The following is a 17,670-nucleotide window of genomic DNA, read 5'->3' on the forward strand; positions in this document are numbered from 1 at the left end:
GTCGGCGGCTTCCTCGACGGGGCCGGCGACTTCGACCCGTCCCTGTTCGGCATCAGCCCCCGCGAGGCACTGGCGCCGCCCTGGGGACGGCCCGCGGCCGCGTGATGGGTCAGGAACGGTCGGGGTCCGCGTGCTCCGGCCGCGCGGCGGCGGCCACCAGGGCCCGGATCTCCGGGGCCATCGTCGCGCTGAGGGGTTCGCGACGCAGCTCGCGCAGTAGTCCGGCGACCATGCCGACCATCACGAACAGGAACGGCAGCGCGGCGAGGATGGTCAGCGACTGCAGGGCGGACAGGCCACCGGCGAGCAGCAGCACGGCGGCCACCAGGCCGGTCAGGATGCCCCACATGGAGACCAGCCATGCCCTCGGTTCGAGGTTGCCGCGCGAGGAGAGCGTGCCCATCACCACCGAGGCGGCGTCGGCCCCGCTGACGAAGAAGAGGGCCACCAGCACCATCACCAGGATCGCGGTGACGGTGAAGAGCGGGAACTCCCGCAGGACCGCGAAGAGCGCGGCCTCCGGGCTCTCCGCCACGGCGGCCGAGAGGTCGGTGCCGCCGAGTTGCAGGTCGATGGCGGTACCGCCGAACACCGAGAACCAGGCGAAGCTGACGAGGCTCGGGATGGCCACCACACCGAGGACGAACTGGCGGATGGTGCGGCCTCTGGAGATGCGGGCGATGAACGCGCCGACGAACGGGGTCCAGGAGATCCACCACGCCCAGTAGAAGATGGTCCAGCCCGCCATCCACTTCTCGCCCCCGAAGGCGCCGGTGCGGAAGCTCATCGGGATGAGGTCGTAGAGGTATCCGCCGGTCGAGGCGGTGAGGCTGTTGAGGATGAAGACCGTCGGGCCCACCACGAGCAGGAAGAACATCAGCGCCACCGCGAGCACCATGTTGGTGTTCGAGAGGAACTGGATGCCGCGCTTGACGCCGGTCACGGCGGACACCACGAACGCCACGGTGAGCACCGCGATGATCCCGATCGCCAGCGGGGTGGACTTCGGCACGTCCCAGAGGTTCGTCAGGCCGCTGTTGATCTGCAGGGCGCCCAGCCCGAGGGAGACCGCCGATCCGAACAGCGTCGCGAAGATCGCGAAGATGTCGATGGCCTTGCCGGGGCCCCGGTTGGCCCGTTCGCCGATGAGCGGGAAGAAGGCGCTGCTGATCAGGCCGCGCCGACCCTTGCGGAAGGTGAAGTAGGCCAGCGCCAGGCCCACCACCGCGTAGATCGCCCACGGGTGCAGCGCCCAGTGGAAGAACGAGTACTCCATGGCCACCCGGGCGGCCTGCTGGGAGTTCGGTTCGGTGAGACCGCGCGGCGGCGTCCCCAGGTGGGACAGCGGCTCGGCGGCGCCCCAGAACATCAGGCCGATGCCCATGCCGGCGCTGAACATCATCGCCACCCAGGAGACGGTGGAGAACTCCGGCTTCTCGTCGTCCCGGCCGAGCTTGATCCGCCCGTACCGGCTCAACGCCAACCAGACCGACAGCACGACGAAGGCGGCGCTGGCCAGCACGAAGACCCAGCCGAACGCCCTGACCACCCAGTCGAGCGCCGCGCCGGTGACCGACGCCAGGTTGTCGGTGGCCACGATGCCCCACACGACGAAGAGCACGGACACCGCGGCGGCGATCCCCAGCACCGTCCGGTCGACGTCTCCCGGGCGGCGGCCCGGCTGGACCGGCGCTTCTCCTAACGGGGTGTTGCTGTCAGTTGACGTACCTGTGGCGGGCACGGCCATGGTCTGTGGACCTCCGTGGGCTCGCGGGAACGCAGGCCGCGGTTCCGGCGCTGTTTCCCGCCGGTGGGCCCGCAATTCCGATTTGTCCCGACCTGGTCAGCGGTCTGGGAACTCGGGATGGTGTCTCCGGTTCATAGGCGATCTTGCGTGAATGACGAACGTACGTGCGGTTCGCCGGGGCTCGACCGCCACTGACGTCGGCGACGGGCCGCAATCACTCTGGGTGTCAATCTTGGAGGAGACCCTGCGATCTCATGACAGTCCCATGACAAGACCGGTGATCGAACGTCACGGACCGTGGACGAGCGCAGGGGCAGACCCCTCCGGACCGGCTCGCGTCAGGGCACCATCCAGGCCAGCACGGGCGTGGCCTGCAACCCGACCAGCAGGCACATCAGGGCGAGCAGCGCCACACTCCAGCCGAACATGCGCCGGAACAGGTCGCCCTCCCGGCCGCTGAGTCCGACAGCGGCGGCGGCGATCGTCAAGTTCTGCAGGCTGATCATCTTGCCGAGCGTGCCACCGGAGGCGTTGGCCGCGGCGAGCAGGACCGGGTCGAGGCCGGCCCGCTGTGCAGCCGCCACCTGCAGCGCGCCGAACAGCGAGTTGGACGAGGTGTCCGAGCCGGTCAGGGCGACCCCCAGCCAGCCGAGAACGGGTGCCAGGACGGCGAAGAAGCCACCCGCACCGGCCATCCAGACACCCAGGGTGGCGATCTGCCCGGCGGCGTTCATCGTGAACGACAGGGCCAGCAGCCCGACCACCGTCAGGACGGCCCAGCGCAGCTCGAACAGGGTGCGCCCGTACAGTCTCACGGCCTCGCGCGGCGACACCCGCAGCAGCGCCATCGTGACCAGACCGGCCACGACCAGCAACGAGCCGGGCGCGGCGAACCAGGCGAAGCGGAAGGTCGTCAGCGGCGACGGCGCGCCGGACGCCGTGACGACGTGCAGGCCGGGCCAGGAGAACGTCACTGTGCCGGCGTCGAGCAGGTGCTTGACGGCCGGCACCTGGGAGACGGCGAAGACCGCCACGATCGTCAGGTAGGGCGCGTACGCCCGCCACTGCGAGCCCCGCGGCGGCGGCGCCTCGCGCTCCTCGGGCAGGCCCCCGCCGGCCGTCACGGGAATTCGCTGCCGCACCGCCGGTCGGCGGGTGACGAGCAGCAGGACACCCATGCCCGCGAACGCGGCCGTGATGTCGGCGAGCGCGGCCGTCAGGAAGTTCGCGGTGACGAACTGGGCCACCGCGAAGGCGACGCCGCACGCCAGCGCCGGGCGCCACAGCTCCCGTACGCCCCGACGGCCGTCGACGACGACGAGCAGGACCAGCGGCACGACGACCGCGATCACCGGGACCTGCCGGCCGGCCATCATGCCCAGTTCCGGCACGGGCAGCCCGGTCACGCCGGCCAGCGTGGTGATCGGCAGGCCGAGCGGCCCGAATGCTGCCGGTACCGTGTTCGCCGCCAGCGCCACGGCGGCCGCCCGAACCGGGGTGAAACCGAGGGCCAGCAGCATGACCGTGGTGACGGCCACCGGCGTGCCCTGGCCGGCCAACGCCTCGAGCAGCGACCCGAAGCAGAACGCGATCACCATGGCCTGGATGCGGCGGTCGTCGCTGATCCGGGCGAAGCCCTGCCGCAGCGTGTCGAAGTGCCCCGTGTGCACGGTCAGGCGATAGATCCAGATCGCCGTGCCGAACGTCCAGACGAGCGGGAAGAGAGCGAAGGTGGCGCCCTGGCCGGCGGCCAGCAGCGTCTGCGACAACGGCATCCGCCACAGCCACCAGGCCAGGACGACCGCCACGGTCAGCGCACCGAACGCCGCGATCCAGGCCCGCGCACGCACGACGCCGAGCAGGACGAACAGGGTCAGCAGGGGCAGCGCGGCGCAGGCGGCGCTCAGCGCGAGCGACCCGGCGACAGGTTGCAGGGGCTGCTGGTACATCGAGACCGCCTCGGCTGCGGACGCCCCCGGTCCCGGCGGCGTGGCGTACGGCTCATCTCACCGGACGCAGCCAGCGGGACGCGCCTTCCACCTTGCGCAAGCCGTCGTGCCGGCCGCGCACGCCGCAGAGGAAACGGACGGGCAGGTGGACGCCGATCAGGGCGGCGGTGCACTCACGCGAAGCGGGACGGGTCCCCTGCCCCCTCGCGCAGGATCTCCGGCTCGGGTTGCGACAGGTCGACCACGGTCGTCGGCTCCTTTCCGCAGTCGCCGGCGTCGATCACCGCGTCGAGGACGTGGTCCAGCCGTTCCTTGATCTCCCACCCCTGGGTCATCGGCTCGTCCTCGTCGGGCAGGATCAGGGTGCTCGACACCAACGGCTCGCCGAGTTCGGCCAGCAATGCCTGGGCGACCGTGTGCCGGGGGACGCGTACGCCCACCGTGCGTTTCTTGGGATGCAGCAGCCGACGCGGCACCTCACGGGTGGCGGGCAGGATGAAGGTGTAGCTGCCCGGGGTGCATGCCTTCACCAGTCGGAAGACCGAGTTGCTGACCTGCACGAACTGGCCGAGCTGGGCGAAGTCCCGGCACACCAGCGTGAAGTGGTGCCGTTCGTCCAGCCGACGGACCTCCCGGATCCGGTCCAGCCCGGCCCGGTTGCCCAGCTGGCAACCGAACGCGAAGCACGAGTCCGTCGGGTAGGCGACCAGCCCGCCGCCCCGGATCAGGTCGGCGACCTGGCGGAGGACCCGGGGCTGGGGATTGTCCGGGTGCACGTCGTAGTACCTCGCCATACGCCGAGACTAGTACTCCGGCTGTAGCAGGCAAGTTCGACGTCTTCGCTGGTAGTGGGCCACTCTGGCCCCGTACAGGTGACGATGCCGCCATCGCGACCATCGATGCACGTCGTCGCTGGAGGGCCAGGACGAGCAGGCACCGAATCACCCTGCCCGTCCTGGTGGCGCATGTCATGCAGGCGCGCCGCCCACACCGCCTGCCAAACAAACCCTATACCGCGTGAACCTTAATCCACTTTTTCTCCTTCATGGAGAATCCGCGCAGCGTGTCGTGTTTCTGCAAGACACAGTCGAAGGGGTAGCCCTTTCCGCCCAGCTCCTCGAATCGATCAGCGAACCACGGGTAAAGGTAGTCTCTGGTAAATTTGCTTATCTGTTCGAGCAGGCTGGTCTTGCCCCAGTTCACATCGCAGTCTTCAAGGACATAGAAGCTGAAGCCGAAGTGGAGGAACCGGGTGCTGTCCAGATCCTCTCCATCCGCGTTGACGTCGATCATGTCCCAATGCTCGTTCGCTGCCAGCAGGTTCATACCGAACCCGCCTGAGTCACCTTCCACCCGAAAGATCAGGATTTTGGTGTCAGGGTGGTAGGGATAGTCCAGAACCTCGCGCAACTTCGATAGAGTTTTGTCTCGCTTTTTGTCAATATTTTTGATGATCTGCTGTTTGATGTGATCAGGTATCGTCATCGACTTGCTCGCTCTTCTTACGTGGTATCCCTGGCGCGGGGCGGCCGGGAGACACCTGGTGGCGCATCTTCCACGCCGCCTACTCGGAACTTCGTGCCGCTGGCTTCTCGCCGTCCGGGCGTACCCTAGTCGTCGCCCTCAGCAGCGACGTCACGCTGTGGGTACGCGGCTGTGCCGGGAGTCCCGCGCGACTCCTGGCACCCTTGCGGCCGTCATCGACCCGTCGACGAACCGGGCGCGTCCACTAGTCGTCGAGTGGGTCCCAGTTGGTGGCGTACCGGACCAGCGACGAGGACAGGTCGGGCTGGGCGGCGGACCAGAGGTCATCGAAGATGAAGAGCTGCCGGTAGCCGGCCCAGTCGCTCATGTGCAGCGCGGCCTGCGCCAGGTGGTCGGCGGTCTCGATGCGGCTGAGGTCGGGGCGCCGGGCATCGAACGGACCTTCGGTGGCACCCTCGGCGCTCACCGCCGCTGACGCCGTGCGCCACGCCGAGGCGTGGTCGTCGCGTAGACCGCTGGTGTCGAGCGCCTGGTGGTCGTACGACGCCCAGTGGTTGAGCCGTAACAGTGCGCTGGTGAGGCCGTCGTCCTCGCCGACGAGTGCCCGCAGTACGACCAGCTCGGCCGGCCAGGAGCCGTCGACGTCAGCCGCGCGCAGATATCGGCCGAAGTCGGGCACGCGTACGCCGTCGAAGTGAACGAGGTGGTGCTCGGTTTCCCAGTCGCTGTCCATGTCGACGGTGGACAGTACGACCGTGGTGCGGGGTGCGGTGCCGTGATCGGATGCGGCCGTGGGCAGCGGCCACTCGGCGTGGACGTGGTACGCGAGCCGGTCCGACCGGGCGCGGATCACCTCGTCGTCGAGGAAGTGGTAGGCCAAGGACAGCTCGTCGTCGTCCGTGAGCACCCGAACGCTGCCCTCGGCGACCCGCACCTCCCCCTCGACGTACAGGTGCTTCTCGAGCAGGGTGCGCAGCTCGCGCCACGTCGCCGGCTTCGCCAGGTCGTGTTTGGCCGCCCTTTCGAAAATCGAGCAGAGCCCGTAGACGCGGGTGCCCAGCTCACGCTCGACCCACCCCTCGGGATCTTCCCGTGCGTCGTCCCAGCCGCGCCGGAACCAGTCCAGGCCGGACGAGTCAGGCAGCCGACGGATGTGTTTGCTGAGCGGCCCCGCGTACGGGCTCCGGTAGACGAAGACGGTCACCGCGCGATCATGCCGACCGGCACCGACAAGAATCGGTCGGGCTGTTCAACTGCGCAGGTAGCGCAGTACCGCCAGGACCCGGCGGTGGTCGGCCTCGGACGGTGGCAGGGCGAACTTCATGAAGATGTTGGCGACGTGCTTCTCCACCGCCCGCTCGGTGACCGAGAGGGCGGCGGCGATCGCCGTGTTCGTCCGTCCCTGCGCCATCAAACCCAGCACCTCCCGCTCCCTCGGGGTGAGCGCGTCGAGTTGGTCCCGGCGCCGGCTCGCCCCGAACAGCTGCGTCACCACCTCCGGGTCGAGCGCGGTGCCGCCCGCGGCCACCCGGGTCAGCGCGTCGACGAATTCGTCGAGATGCACCACCCGCTCCTTGAGCAGGTACCCGACCCCGTCGGAGCCGCCCGCGAGCAGCTCGGCGGCGAAACTCGTCTCGACGTACTGCGAGAAGATCAGTACGCCGACGCCGGGCGCCTCCCGGCGAAGTCGGATCGCCGCACGCAGCCCCTCGTCGGTGTGGGTGGGCGGCAGCCGGATGTCGACGATCGCGACGTCGGGACGTTCGGTCGTCACGGCGGCGAGCAGAGCCGGCGCATCGACGACGGTGGCGGCCACCTCGTGTCCCCGGATGGTGAGAAGTTGCGCCAACCCTTCGCGCAGGATCGCAGAGTCCTCGGCGATGACGACACGCATGGCTACCGGGTGCTCCGTTCCGAGGCGGCGACGGGTATGTCGACGGTGGCCACGGTAGGACCACCGGGTGGACTGTCCACCGACAGTGTCCCGTCGACGACCTGGATGCGTTCGGCCAGCCCCGCCAGGCCGCCGCCGGGGCGCCGGTACGCGCCGCCCCGGCCGTCGTCGCGTACCCGCAGTCGCAGCACCCCGCCGCTGTCGGCGATCTCCACGACCGCGTACCGTGCACCGCTGTGCCGGTTGACGTTGGTGAGCAGCTCGCAGGCGCAGAAGTAGGCGATGTGCTCGACGGCGGGAGAGGGTCGCGACGGCAGGTCGACCTCTACCGACACCGACACGGTGCTGCCGGACGCCACCGTCGCCAGCGCCGCCGCCAGGCCGTTGTCGAGCACCGGCGGACGGATGCCCCGGACCAGGTCACGCAGCTCGGCCAGCGCGGTTGTCAGGTTCCCCTGCGCGGTGTCGACGGCGGCACGGATCTGCTCGACGGAGGCGCCCACGCCGAGCAGTTCCCGGACCAACGTCAACTGCATGCCGACCCCCACCAGCCGTGCCTGTGCACCGTCGTGCAGGTCCCGTTCGATGCGCCGCAGCGTCGCGTCGGCGTCGCTGACCGCCCGGTCGCGGGTCTCCCGTAGGTGACGCATCCGCTGCGCGGTTCGGCTCGGGCCGAGCAGTCCACGGATCAGCGCCCGATCCACCAGTAGCACGGACCGCACCAGCCACGGGGCGGCGAGCAGCAGTACCGCGCCGAGCGCCCAGCCGGCCACGGTGAGCCGCCACGGCGCGAACCCGTGCCGTTGCAGCGGATAGGTGAGGAACACGACCGCGTACACGTAGGCCCCGCCGCCGACGGCGAGGGACAGCAGCCCGAGCGGCAGTTTGATCAGCAGATAGCCCAGGGCCCGCCAGTTGGCCGGGTCGGTGAACACGGCGCGGCGGCGGGCGAACAGGCCGCGGGCCGGATCGGGGCGGGGCGGGGTGGGAACGTGCTCGTCGAGCAACCACCCGGCGGTGGCGCGGCGGGCCGCGCCCAGTCCGGCGGCGGCCGACAGCACCGACGCCAGCAGCCACGGGCCGAGCGGGGTCACCAGCAGTACGGTGCCGACCAGCCCGCCGGCGAGCAGCAGGATCGCCCCGGCCACGTCCAGCGGTGCCGTGATCAGCAGGTAGGCCAGGGCAGCCCAGGACCGGCGGGTGAGCAGGGCCCTGCCGGTCACCCCGAGCACCCGCAGCACCACGCCACCATTGTGCTGGGTGGTGGCCGGGCTGGTCATCCGCCGAGTACCCGCCGAGTGATCCGGTTCATGGCGGCGAGCAGACCACGCAGCAGCCCGGCGCAGCACACCTGGATCGCCAGCGCGAGCGCGGAGTGCACCAACCATGCACCGACCAGCGTCGGCCCGCCCCACGCGCCGTTCAGGAGCGGGTCGGCGGTGAACGGATGCCCGATCGCCCCGATGGCGTCCGGCCGGAGCGGGTACAGGTGCCCGGACCAGATCAGGACCATCTGGAGGACGACCAGGGCGAACGCCGCGCTGGCCGGTATCAGCACCAGGAAGCTGTGCGCGAGTACGCGTACCGGGCCGACCCGTGGGGCCTTTGGCTGCCGTTCGACGCCGGTGCCGCCGCTGTACCGGTCGGCCAGCCGCAGTTGCACCCGCCCGAGTGCGGTGGCGTTGAACAACGCCGACAGTGCTGCGGCGAGCGCGAGCGGCAGCTCGGTCATGCCACGAACCGTCGGGTCGACGACCCACCGCCGCAGCGGTCCGCTGCCGCCGCGGATCGTCCTGTCACGGGTAGTAGGCGTGGTCAGGTTGGACGTGCTCACCTCGGACATCGTGGCTCCCCCGGTCATGGACAGTGACAGTTCGATGCTCGTCGCGTCGAGCCGGGGCGGCGATCGTGGCACCACGCGGCCGTTGGTGGGGGTAGCACCACCTACCGGCCGGACGCGACTCAACCGCGCCTTTCCTGACCGGTCGGCTCGGAGGGCTCGGACCGGTGGCCATCCCGGATGGTTGGACAACTGTTGTCGTGCGGACGGTTGAAAGATCCGGAACCCGTGTCCCGGCCGCCCGGGACAGCGGACCCTGTCGCTGGTACCCCCCGGGCCGACAGGCTTGCGGGCGAGGTGGCCGGAAGACCCGCCGGAACCGTTGCGCGGCAACGGCTACGCCGGCACAGCCCGCTCGCACCACACGGGATGGACGGGCTGGCCACCACGACATCCGGACTCACGTTCCCGGGCCGACATCGGCCGTCGGAGCGGCGTCCGCACGGGGAGGGGAAAGGCATGCGACCACGTCGGCACCTGGCCCGGCGCTGCCGGTGTTACCGCGCCGCGATGCCCGGCGGCAAGCCGGCGTCGGGTCTCCGTCAGAGGAACGGACTGAGTGGACACCCGGCCCGCCCGGTCGGCTCGCCCCGCCCGTCGTGGATCCGGTGGTTGCCGAACGCCGGGACGGGTCTTCCGCACCGTTGCGCGGTAGGCGCGGCGGATCCCGGCGACTTCAATCGTGGTAGACACCGCGCGACTCCCACCGTCCCGTCGCTCGGCCACTGGCGAAGGGATGCGCGATGACGGCTCCGTCCAGTCTGCCTCTGGTGCTCAGCGGTCCCGTCGTGCGTCGGGTCGACCCGACCGGCGTCACGGTGTTCGTCGCGCTGCGCGCGGAGTGCACGGTGACCCTGAACGTGTTCGCGGTCGGCGCGGCTCCCGGGTTCGCCCGTGGCGCCACGGTCGGCACCGCCAGCCGTACGACGGTGCGGCTCGGGGAGCGGCTGCACGTCGTCGCGGTCACCGCGAGCGGGATCACCCTGCAACCCGGCACCCTCTACGGCTACGACCTGGGGTTCTCCGGCGGCTTGACCGCCGGGAGCCTGTTCGACGCCGGCGTGGTCGCCGCCGATGCGGCGGCGGCGCGGGCGGCCCTGACGTACGTCGGGCACCCGCAGGCGCCGGCCGCCGCGCCCGTGTTCCCGACCTTCGCCACCCCGCCGGGTGACCCGAACGGGCTGCGGATCTTTCACGGGTCGTGCCGCAAGCCGCACGGCGAGGGTTACGACGCGTTCCCCGCCCTGGACCCGATCATCGCGGCCTCGGCGGGCGACCCGGCCCGGCGCCCGCACCAGCTGGTGCTCGGCGGGGACCAGATCTACGCCGACGACGTGGCCGACCCGCTGCTCGCGCTGATCCACGGCCACGACGCGCTGGCGGCGAACGGCAGCGACCCGGCGGTGCCCGCGTACCTGGGGGTGGCCGCCCGGCTGGGCCTGGCCGCCGAGGTGCTGCCGGTCGGGACGACCGATCAGCCGACGGACGCGCGGTACGCGCCGGGCAAGCGCGCCGACGCGATGGCGAAGGACGCGAAGTTCACCTCCGGCGCGGCCGACAGCCACCTGATGTCGCTGCGCGAGTACCTGTGCATGTACCTGCTGGTCTGGTCGGACGTGCTGTGGCCGGAGAGCTGGCCGAGGTTCGAGCACGTGCTGCCGGCGGACACCCGGATCCTGAAGGACCCGCAGGACCGCCGCCCCGGCGAGACGGTGTACGACCTCATGCTGGCCGGGCGGGCGTACACGCCCAGCGCCCAGCAGAAGGAGATCATCGAGCGGTTCGAGCGGTGGCAGCGGCAGGCGCTCGCGCTGCGGATGTTCCGGCAGGGGCTGGGCGCCGTGCGCCGGCAGCTGGCGAACGTGGCGACGTACATGGTGGCCGACGACCACGAGGTCACCGACGACTGGAACATGACCAGCTCGTGGGTCACCGACGCGGTGGTGAACTCTCCGCTGGGACGGCGGGTGGTGCGCAACGCGATCGCCGCGTACGCGGTGTTCCAGGCGTGGGGGAACACCCCGGAGCGGTACGCCGAGGCCGGGGCCGCCGGGGAGCCGGGCCGGGCGGCGCTGGCCGCGCTGCGCGGCTGGGTCGCCGCCCCCAACGACGGCGACGACCTGGCGTTGCGGACCCGTCTCGGGTTGCCCACGGCGGTCACCAGCGAAGGCCGGCTGGCCCGGCCGGCTGGCGCGCTGACCTACCACTGGACCGTCACCTGGCCGCGCTACCAGCTGGTCGCGTTGGACACCCGCACCTGGCGGCAGTACCCGGCCGGCGCGGGCAAGCCGGGCGGCCTGCTCTACGACGACCAGCCGCTCAACGAGATGATCAGCGGCGGCGGTGTGCTCGGCGACGACGCGGTCACCGTCGTCGCCCAGCCGGTCGCCCTGTTCGGCGTGCCCGTCCTGGAGCAGCTCGCGCAGCCCCTCGCGAAGGTGTTCGCCGGCCGGTACGAGGCCGACGCGGAGGACGCGTGGGTGACCAGCGACGCCGCCGTACACAAGATCCTGGCCCGGCTGTTCGCGGCGGCGCCTCCCGGCACCGACGGTGTCCGGCGGCGACGGCTGGTCATGCTCGGCGGCGACATCCACTTCGGCTCCGCCGAGCGGATCCGCTACTCCGCCACCCTGCCGTACGGCTGCGGGCCGAACCCGGCGAAGCCGTTCGAGGGGGTCAACCGCACCGAGGGGGTGCTCGCCGGGTTCGTGTCCAGCGGGTTCCGCAACGAGGACGGCAAGACCCGGATCCTGCACGCGCTGGGGTACGTGCCGCTGCTGGACGGCACCGGCCGCATCGACCTGGTCGGCTGGGCCAACGAGCTGCCCGACAAGGAGGGCCAGCGCATGCAGGCCGGCGTGCAGGTGACGCTGGCCGCCGACGACGTGACCGGCTGGTGGGTGTCCGGGCGGCCCTCGGTCAGCGACATCGACGCGCTGAAGGTGCTGACCCGGCATCCGGAGTGGAACGTGCACGTGCAGTTCGTCCGCCACGACGAGGCCGACCCGGAGGTCCGCCGCGACGGCACGCCGGAGTCGGTGGTGGACCCGGCGGGCCTGCCGCGCGACCAGGCGCTCGGGCAGTACCTGGCGGCGGCCCGCAACCTGGACCACTACAAGGGGTCGTGGGGCAACGGCAAGGAGATCGTCGGCCGCAACAACCTCGGCGAGGTCACCTTCGACTGGCCGGACGGGGAGTGCAAGTCGGCGACGCAGCGGCTGTGGTGGCACCTGCCCGGCGAGAACCGGGCGGCCGCGCTGACCACGTTCACCGTGGACCTGTCCTTCGGCTGCTCGCTGGCCGTCACCCCGCCGTACGGGGGGTGGAACCTGCGCGCCGACGACCGGGACGCCACGGCGACGGCCAAGGCCCGCTACGACGGGCTGGAGCGGCCGGCGGATCTGGTCAAGGACCGCTGGGTGACCCGGTTGCAGCAGGACCTGGCCACGCTGGGCTTCCTGGCACCGGCCGAGGTCGACGGGGTGTACGGCCTGCTCACCTACTGGGCGGTGCTGGAGTTCCAGACGTACGCCCGCCGGGAGCGGGCCGCGGTCGAGCCGGCCGGCGCCACCGCGCCCCGCTACTCCGACCGGTTGCAGCCGGTGGACGTGCCGGAGGCCGAACGGTACCTCGGGCCGGTCAGCGGCATGGCCGACCTGGCGACCCAGGTGGCGATCAAGCACTGGCTGGACAAGCGGTGGCGCTCCCCCGTCGTGGTCGAGGCGTGGCAGGTGGCGGGGGACGTCCCGCAGCGGCTGGACCAGCCGAACGTGTGGAACTTCGACGAGGTGACCGCCGCCGACCGGCGGGTGTACTCGCGGGTGGTCACCGGGCGGCCGGCGGGGGCGGGCCGCGCCCCGGACGGGTACCCGGAGCTGATCCGGCTGGGCGCGTACCGGGCGCACCCCACCGGGGCCGAGTGGAGCGGCCCGGTGCTCGACGCCGAATCGGAGCTGCTGCCCGAGGCGGTGCTGCCGCGCCCGCAGGACCACGGCAGCGGGCCGTCGCTGGCCGCGCTGGTCGCGGCGATCGGCGCCGGCGGGGACGCGGGCACGCGGGCCGCCCGACAGCTGTCCACCTTCAAGGTGCTGCGGGCCGTCGCCGAGAACCGTGTGCCGGACGCCGCCGGCGGCTACCTCGACGCGGTCGCCGCGGACGACCCGGCCGTGATCCGGTTCGGACCGTTCGGTTGGCGAGCGCACGGCCCGCTGGTCACGCCGACGTCGGTGCCGACCTTCCTCGACCTGAACTCCGAGCCGGGCGAGATGTGGGCGTACCTGGCGTTCCTGCGCGCCACCGACCGGGACGCCTACGACGCGCTGGGCGGGCTGGCGGGTGTCACCGCCGTGCCCGGGTGGGGGCGCGACGGCGGCGGGCTGCTCTTCACCGACCTGCGGGTGCTGCGGGCCCGCCCGGCGCGGACCGACGCGACCGGCGCCGCCCGCGAGGGCATCAGCACGACGCTGGAGCTGCTGGGGCTGCGGTCGTGGCACTGGATGCACCGCTACGCGCTCGCGCTGCGCGGCCACGACGGCGTCCGCCGGGGGATCTGGGCGTTCGCCCGGCAGCGGCTGCACGACCTGCTGGCCACCGACTGGGACTCCCCCGACCCGGACGTCTCCCCCACGGTGGCGAACGTGCCCGGGGCGGACGGCAACCCGCGGCGGGCCCGCGTCGGCGACCTGTTCACCTCCGAGCGGGCGGTGGCGCTGCTGGCCTGCTGGCAGCAGCACCGGGCGCACCAGCTCGTCGCCGTCGGGCCGCCGTCGGCGAACGCGGAGAAGCCGGAGTTCCGCAGCCGGGCGCGTGCCGCCACCCCGCTGCACCTGGTGCTCACGAAGGCCAGGGCGCTGGGCGCGGACTTCAGCGGGGCGCCCACCGGCTGGACCGACGCGCACGAGACCGCGCTGATCACCGCCATCGGCCAGGTCGTCGCGGGCGACGCCGAGGTCGCCACCGCGCTGACCCGGCTCGCGGCCTGGCCGTCCTGGCCGACGGGGCGGCACTACACGCTGCCGCTGGACGCGCTGCCCGCCGCCGAGCGGGGTCTGTCGGCCGCCCGCGGGTCGCTGCGGCTGGACCTCGGCGACCTGTCGCGGGTGACCGCGTGAGCAGCACACGACCGGCGACGGACAGCGGCCGGCAGCACAAGGGACGGGGTGGACGATGAGCGACGCCAAGAACGCGCTGGCACTGCTGTGGAACGAGATCCGGCTGCTGGCCGAGCCGGTGCTGGCCGCGTACGACCCGTGGCAGCGGGCCCGGCTGATGCGCGCGTTGGGCTGGGACCTGGAGGCGGTCAGCGGGTTCGACGCCGCCCGCTTCGAGGACTGGGTGAAGACGATCGGCCCGGCCCTCGACGCGCTCGGCGCGGCGGCCGAGGCGGAGCTGGACAGCCTGGAGGCGGTGAAGAAGCTCGGTGCCGCCGCCGGCGACGCGTTCGGCAAGATCGGCGCGCTGCCGCCGACGCTGCAGGGTCAACTGCCCGACGTGGCCGGCCTACCCGAGGAGCTCGCCGACGACCTGCTCGACCTGCTGATCCTGACGTACCTGCTGCGCCGGGCGCCGTGGACGGTGCCCGTGCTGGACCTGCTGGGCCTGGTCACCCCCGCCACGGACGGCCTGCCCAGCGCGCCGATGCCGCCCGGCGACGCCCCGATCCGGCTGCCCCGCCGACGCGACGAGCTGCACCTCGAACGTGTCGTCGACCTCGTCGCCGACCCTGGCGCCTACTTCCGCGGCCTGTACGCCCCGGCCGGCTGGGACACCCCGGAGGGCGTGGCGGAGCTGTCCGCCCGGCTGCTGCCCCGGCTGGCCCGGGCGCTGCGGGCCCTGGGCCTCGACGCCGACCAGGGCGTACGCCCCGGCGTCGGCCCCGACCAGGGCGAGGTGGGGCGGCGGCTGGCGGACAGCCTGCTGCGGCTGCGGTTCACCGGGCTGCGCACCCCCGGCGGGGAACCCCCACCGACCGGCGCCGGGCTCGCGGCGTGGCAGCCCACCTTCGGCGTCGGCGTCACCCTCGGCCTGGCGAGCTGGGACGGCCGGTTCACCGTGATCCTCGCCCCGACCGGCGAGGCGCACCTGGAGGGGTCGATCGGCGCGTGGAACGTCGCCACCGACCTCAGCGGTGCCGGCCCCGCGATCGCCGTCAACAGCGACGGGGTCACGTTCAGCGGCGACGCGGCCGTCGTCAAGTGGGCCGCCGAGATCGCCCGGATCGCGCCGGCCGGCGAGCCCGGCTGGATCATCGGCGCACCGGAGGGCACCCACCTCGCCGTCGGGCAGCTCGTCGTCACCGGCCGGGCCAGCCTCGGCGCCGGCCGCGACGACGTCGAGCTGGGCGTGCAGGCCGGCCGCGCCGAGCTCGTCATCCGCGCCGGCGACGGCGACGGGCTGCTCGCCAAGCTGCTGCCCGCCGACGGGCTGCGCCTCGGCCTCGACCTCGGCGCCGCCTGGTCGATGCGCACCGGCCTGCACCTGGCCGGGGCCGCCGCCCTGGCCGCCGAGTACCCGGTGCACCTGTCCTGGCACGGCATCGGCATCGAGGGGCTGCGCATCGCGTTGCAGGCCTCCACGCAGACCCGCGCGGTCAGCCTGCTGATCACGACCACCGTGAAGGCCGCGCTGGGACCGCTGCACGTCACGGTGGAGAACATCGGCGTCCGCGCCGACCTCACCTTCCCGCCCGCGCTCCCGGCCGGCGGAGGGAACGACGCCCGCGGCGGCAACCTCGGCGTGGCCGACCTGGCGCCCGGGTTCAAGGCACCCGACGGCGTCGCGCTGCGGATGGACAACGGCTTCGTCTCCGGCGGCGGCTACCTGTTCGTCGACGAGCCCCGCGGCATGTACGCCGGCGCCCTGCAGCTCGGCATGACCTCCACCACGCCGCTCGCCCCGATGAAGGGGTTCCGGCTCCAGGCCACCGCGATCGTCAACACCCGCAACCCCGACGGCAGCCGGCTGACCGAGGCCGACGGCGGGCACAGCTTCTCCCTGCTCCTCGCCGGCACGTACGAGTGGTTCCCCGGGCTGATGCTGTTCTGGGGCATCTCCATCACCGGCCTGGGCCTGGTCGTCGGGCACAACCGGCGCAGCAACCCCGAGGAGTTCCGCAACGCCGCCCGCTCCGGCACCCTCGACGCGCTGTTGTTCCCGCAGGACCCCGTCGCCAACGCCCCGGCCGTCATCGCCACCCTCAGCCGGCTGTTCCCGGTCGACACCACCGGCACCGTCCTCGGGGCGATGGTGCGGCTGAACTTCCTCGGTGGGCAGGTCGTCGCCGACCTGGGGGTGCTCGTCGAGTTCCCCGACCCGGTACGCATCCTGCTGCTGGGCAAGCTGGTGATCGACTTCTCCGACGCCGGCAGGTTCCGGCTGGACTCCTTCGGCATGGTCGACTTCGCCCGCCGCGAGATCAGCCTCGATGCCGCACTCATCGACTCGAAGCTGTTCGGCCGGCCGGTCTCCGGGGAGATGGCGCTGCGGGCCCGCTGGGGTGCCGGGCGTACCTTCGCCATGTCGATCGGCGGCTTCCACCCCCGCTACACACCCCCGCCCGGCTTCCCGCCGGTCAAACGCTTCAGCATCGCCCTGCAGAAGTCCGGCAAGGGCATCGACCTGCTGGCCTACCTGGCCGTCACCAGCAACACCGCCCAGTTCGGCGCCGAACTGAAGCTGCACTTCGAGGGCGGCGGCTTCGTCATCGACGGCCGCGCCTGGCTCGACGTGATGTTCCAGTTCAAGCCGTTCTGGTTCACCGCCGACATCGGCGCCACCGTGTCGCTGAAGTACGGCGACAAGGAACTGCTGGCGATCAACCTGCTCATCGGCGTCTCCGGCCCCGGCCCGTGGAAGGCCTGGGGCGAGGCCCGGATCAAGTTCCTGTTCTGGGAGGTGTCGGCGAAGTTCTCGTGGACCGACGGGGACACCGCCGCGGCCGACGAACCCACCCACGTCGACGCCGCCGAGACGCTGCGCGCGGCGCTGTCCGCACCCGAGGCGTGGGAGATCCGTCCCGCCATCGGCGCCGGCGAGCCGGTGACGCTGCGCGACCTGACCGGCTGGACCGGGCCGATGCTGCTGCAACCCGGCGCGCAACTGTCGGTGCGGGAGAACGTGCTGCCGCTCGACACCGACCTGCAACGCGTCGGCACGTCCCGGATCAGCGGACCGAACCGGTTCACGCTGACCGGGGTGAGTGTCGGCACCGGCGACGACGCGCTGTCCGGCACCCTCGGCGACACCGTCGAGGACGACTTCGCGCCGGGGCAGTTCCGCGACCTGTCCCCCGTCGAGCAGCTCACCACCCCCGGGTTCGTGCGGCTGGCCGCCGGGCGGACCGTCGCGCTGCCGGAGGGCACCACCCTGCCGCCGGCCGACCTGACCACGTTCGCCGAGCTGGCCGACGACTCCGCGTACGACCGGATCATCATCGACGACCCGGACGCCGCCGGCCGGCCCCTGCCCGCCCAGCCGGCGACGGCGCGGCTCGCCGCCCGCGGCGGTGACCTGCTGGCCCGGTTCGCGGCCACCGCGCCGGCCGCCTACGCGGGCAGCCGCCACGGCGGCGCCGCCCGCTTCACCGGCCCCACCCTGGACCTGGCCGCCACCGCGCCGGCCGCCAGCGCGCCGCGCGCCGCCGCCGCGACCGTGCCGGCGCAGCGGCGCGCGACCGCCGCCCCGGCGGCGCCGCGCCGCCCCCGCGTCCGGGTTCCCCATCCGAGGATCACGCCCGTCGAGCTGGAGGTCTGCTGAC

10 protein-coding genes are annotated in these 17,670 nt (G+C 72.3%); 2 read left to right on the top strand and 8 right to left on the bottom strand.

Going from position 1 to position 17,670, the window contains the following annotated elements; translation table 11 throughout:
• Positions 1-109: 109 nt before the first annotated feature.
• The 8 genes from ABZ793_RS27820 to ABZ793_RS27855 form a co-directional block, all read right to left on the bottom strand.
• Entirely contained in the window at positions 110-1,747 is a 1,638-nt protein-coding gene (locus ABZ793_RS27820; RefSeq protein WP_357462161.1) for a BCCT family transporter, read from the bottom strand.
• A 338-nt stretch (positions 1,748-2,085) separates the two neighbouring features.
• A complete protein-coding gene (locus tag ABZ793_RS27825; protein ID WP_357462162.1) occupies positions 2,086-3,696 on the bottom strand; it encodes an L-lactate permease in 1,611 nt (536 codons plus the stop codon).
• A gap of 173 nt (positions 3,697-3,869) precedes the next feature.
• Complete coding sequence (locus ABZ793_RS27830) at positions 3,870-4,490, bottom strand: L-threonylcarbamoyladenylate synthase (RefSeq protein WP_357462163.1); 621 nt, start codon at positions 4,488-4,490, stop codon at positions 3,870-3,872.
• Between the two features lie 214 nt (positions 4,491-4,704).
• Entirely contained in the window at positions 4,705-5,181 is a 477-nt protein-coding gene (locus ABZ793_RS27835; protein WP_357462164.1) for a hypothetical protein, read from the bottom strand.
• Positions 5,182-5,425: 244 nt separating this feature from the next.
• On the bottom strand, positions 5,426-6,385 hold the full coding sequence (locus ABZ793_RS27840) for a hypothetical protein (RefSeq protein WP_357462165.1): 960 nt from the start codon (positions 6,383-6,385) through the stop codon (positions 5,426-5,428).
• A 45-nt stretch (positions 6,386-6,430) separates the two neighbouring features.
• Positions 6,431-7,075, bottom strand: a complete 645-nt coding sequence (locus ABZ793_RS27845; RefSeq protein ID WP_357462166.1) for a response regulator transcription factor — start codon at positions 7,073-7,075, stop codon at positions 6,431-6,433.
• 2 nt (positions 7,076-7,077) lie between these two features.
• Positions 7,078-8,355, bottom strand: a complete 1,278-nt coding sequence (locus ABZ793_RS27850; RefSeq protein WP_357462167.1) for a sensor domain-containing protein — start codon at positions 8,353-8,355, stop codon at positions 7,078-7,080.
• Positions 8,352-8,909, bottom strand: a complete 558-nt coding sequence (locus tag ABZ793_RS27855; RefSeq protein ID WP_357462168.1) for a hypothetical protein — start codon at positions 8,907-8,909, stop codon at positions 8,352-8,354. The genes ABZ793_RS27850 and ABZ793_RS27855 overlap by 4 nt, the downstream gene beginning before the upstream one ends.
• Positions 8,910-9,658: 749 nt before the next feature.
• On the opposite strand from ABZ793_RS27855, the gene ABZ793_RS27860 reads away from it, so the two are divergent.
• Both ABZ793_RS27860 and ABZ793_RS27865 read left to right on the top strand, forming a co-directional pair.
• Entirely contained in the window at positions 9,659-14,026 is a 4,368-nt protein-coding gene (locus ABZ793_RS27860; RefSeq protein WP_357462169.1) for a peptidoglycan-binding protein, read from the top strand.
• Positions 14,027-14,081: 55 nt separating this feature from the next.
• Positions 14,082-17,669 (top strand): DUF6603 domain-containing protein, encoded by a 3,588-nt coding sequence (locus ABZ793_RS27865; protein WP_357462170.1) that lies wholly within the window; start codon positions 14,082-14,084, stop codon positions 17,667-17,669.
• Position 17,670 lies beyond the last annotated feature (1 nt).

It is taken from the genome of Micromonospora sp. NPDC047465, assembly GCF_040643125.1.
In the GTDB taxonomy this organism is placed as follows: domain Bacteria; phylum Actinomycetota; class Actinomycetes; order Mycobacteriales; family Micromonosporaceae; genus Micromonospora.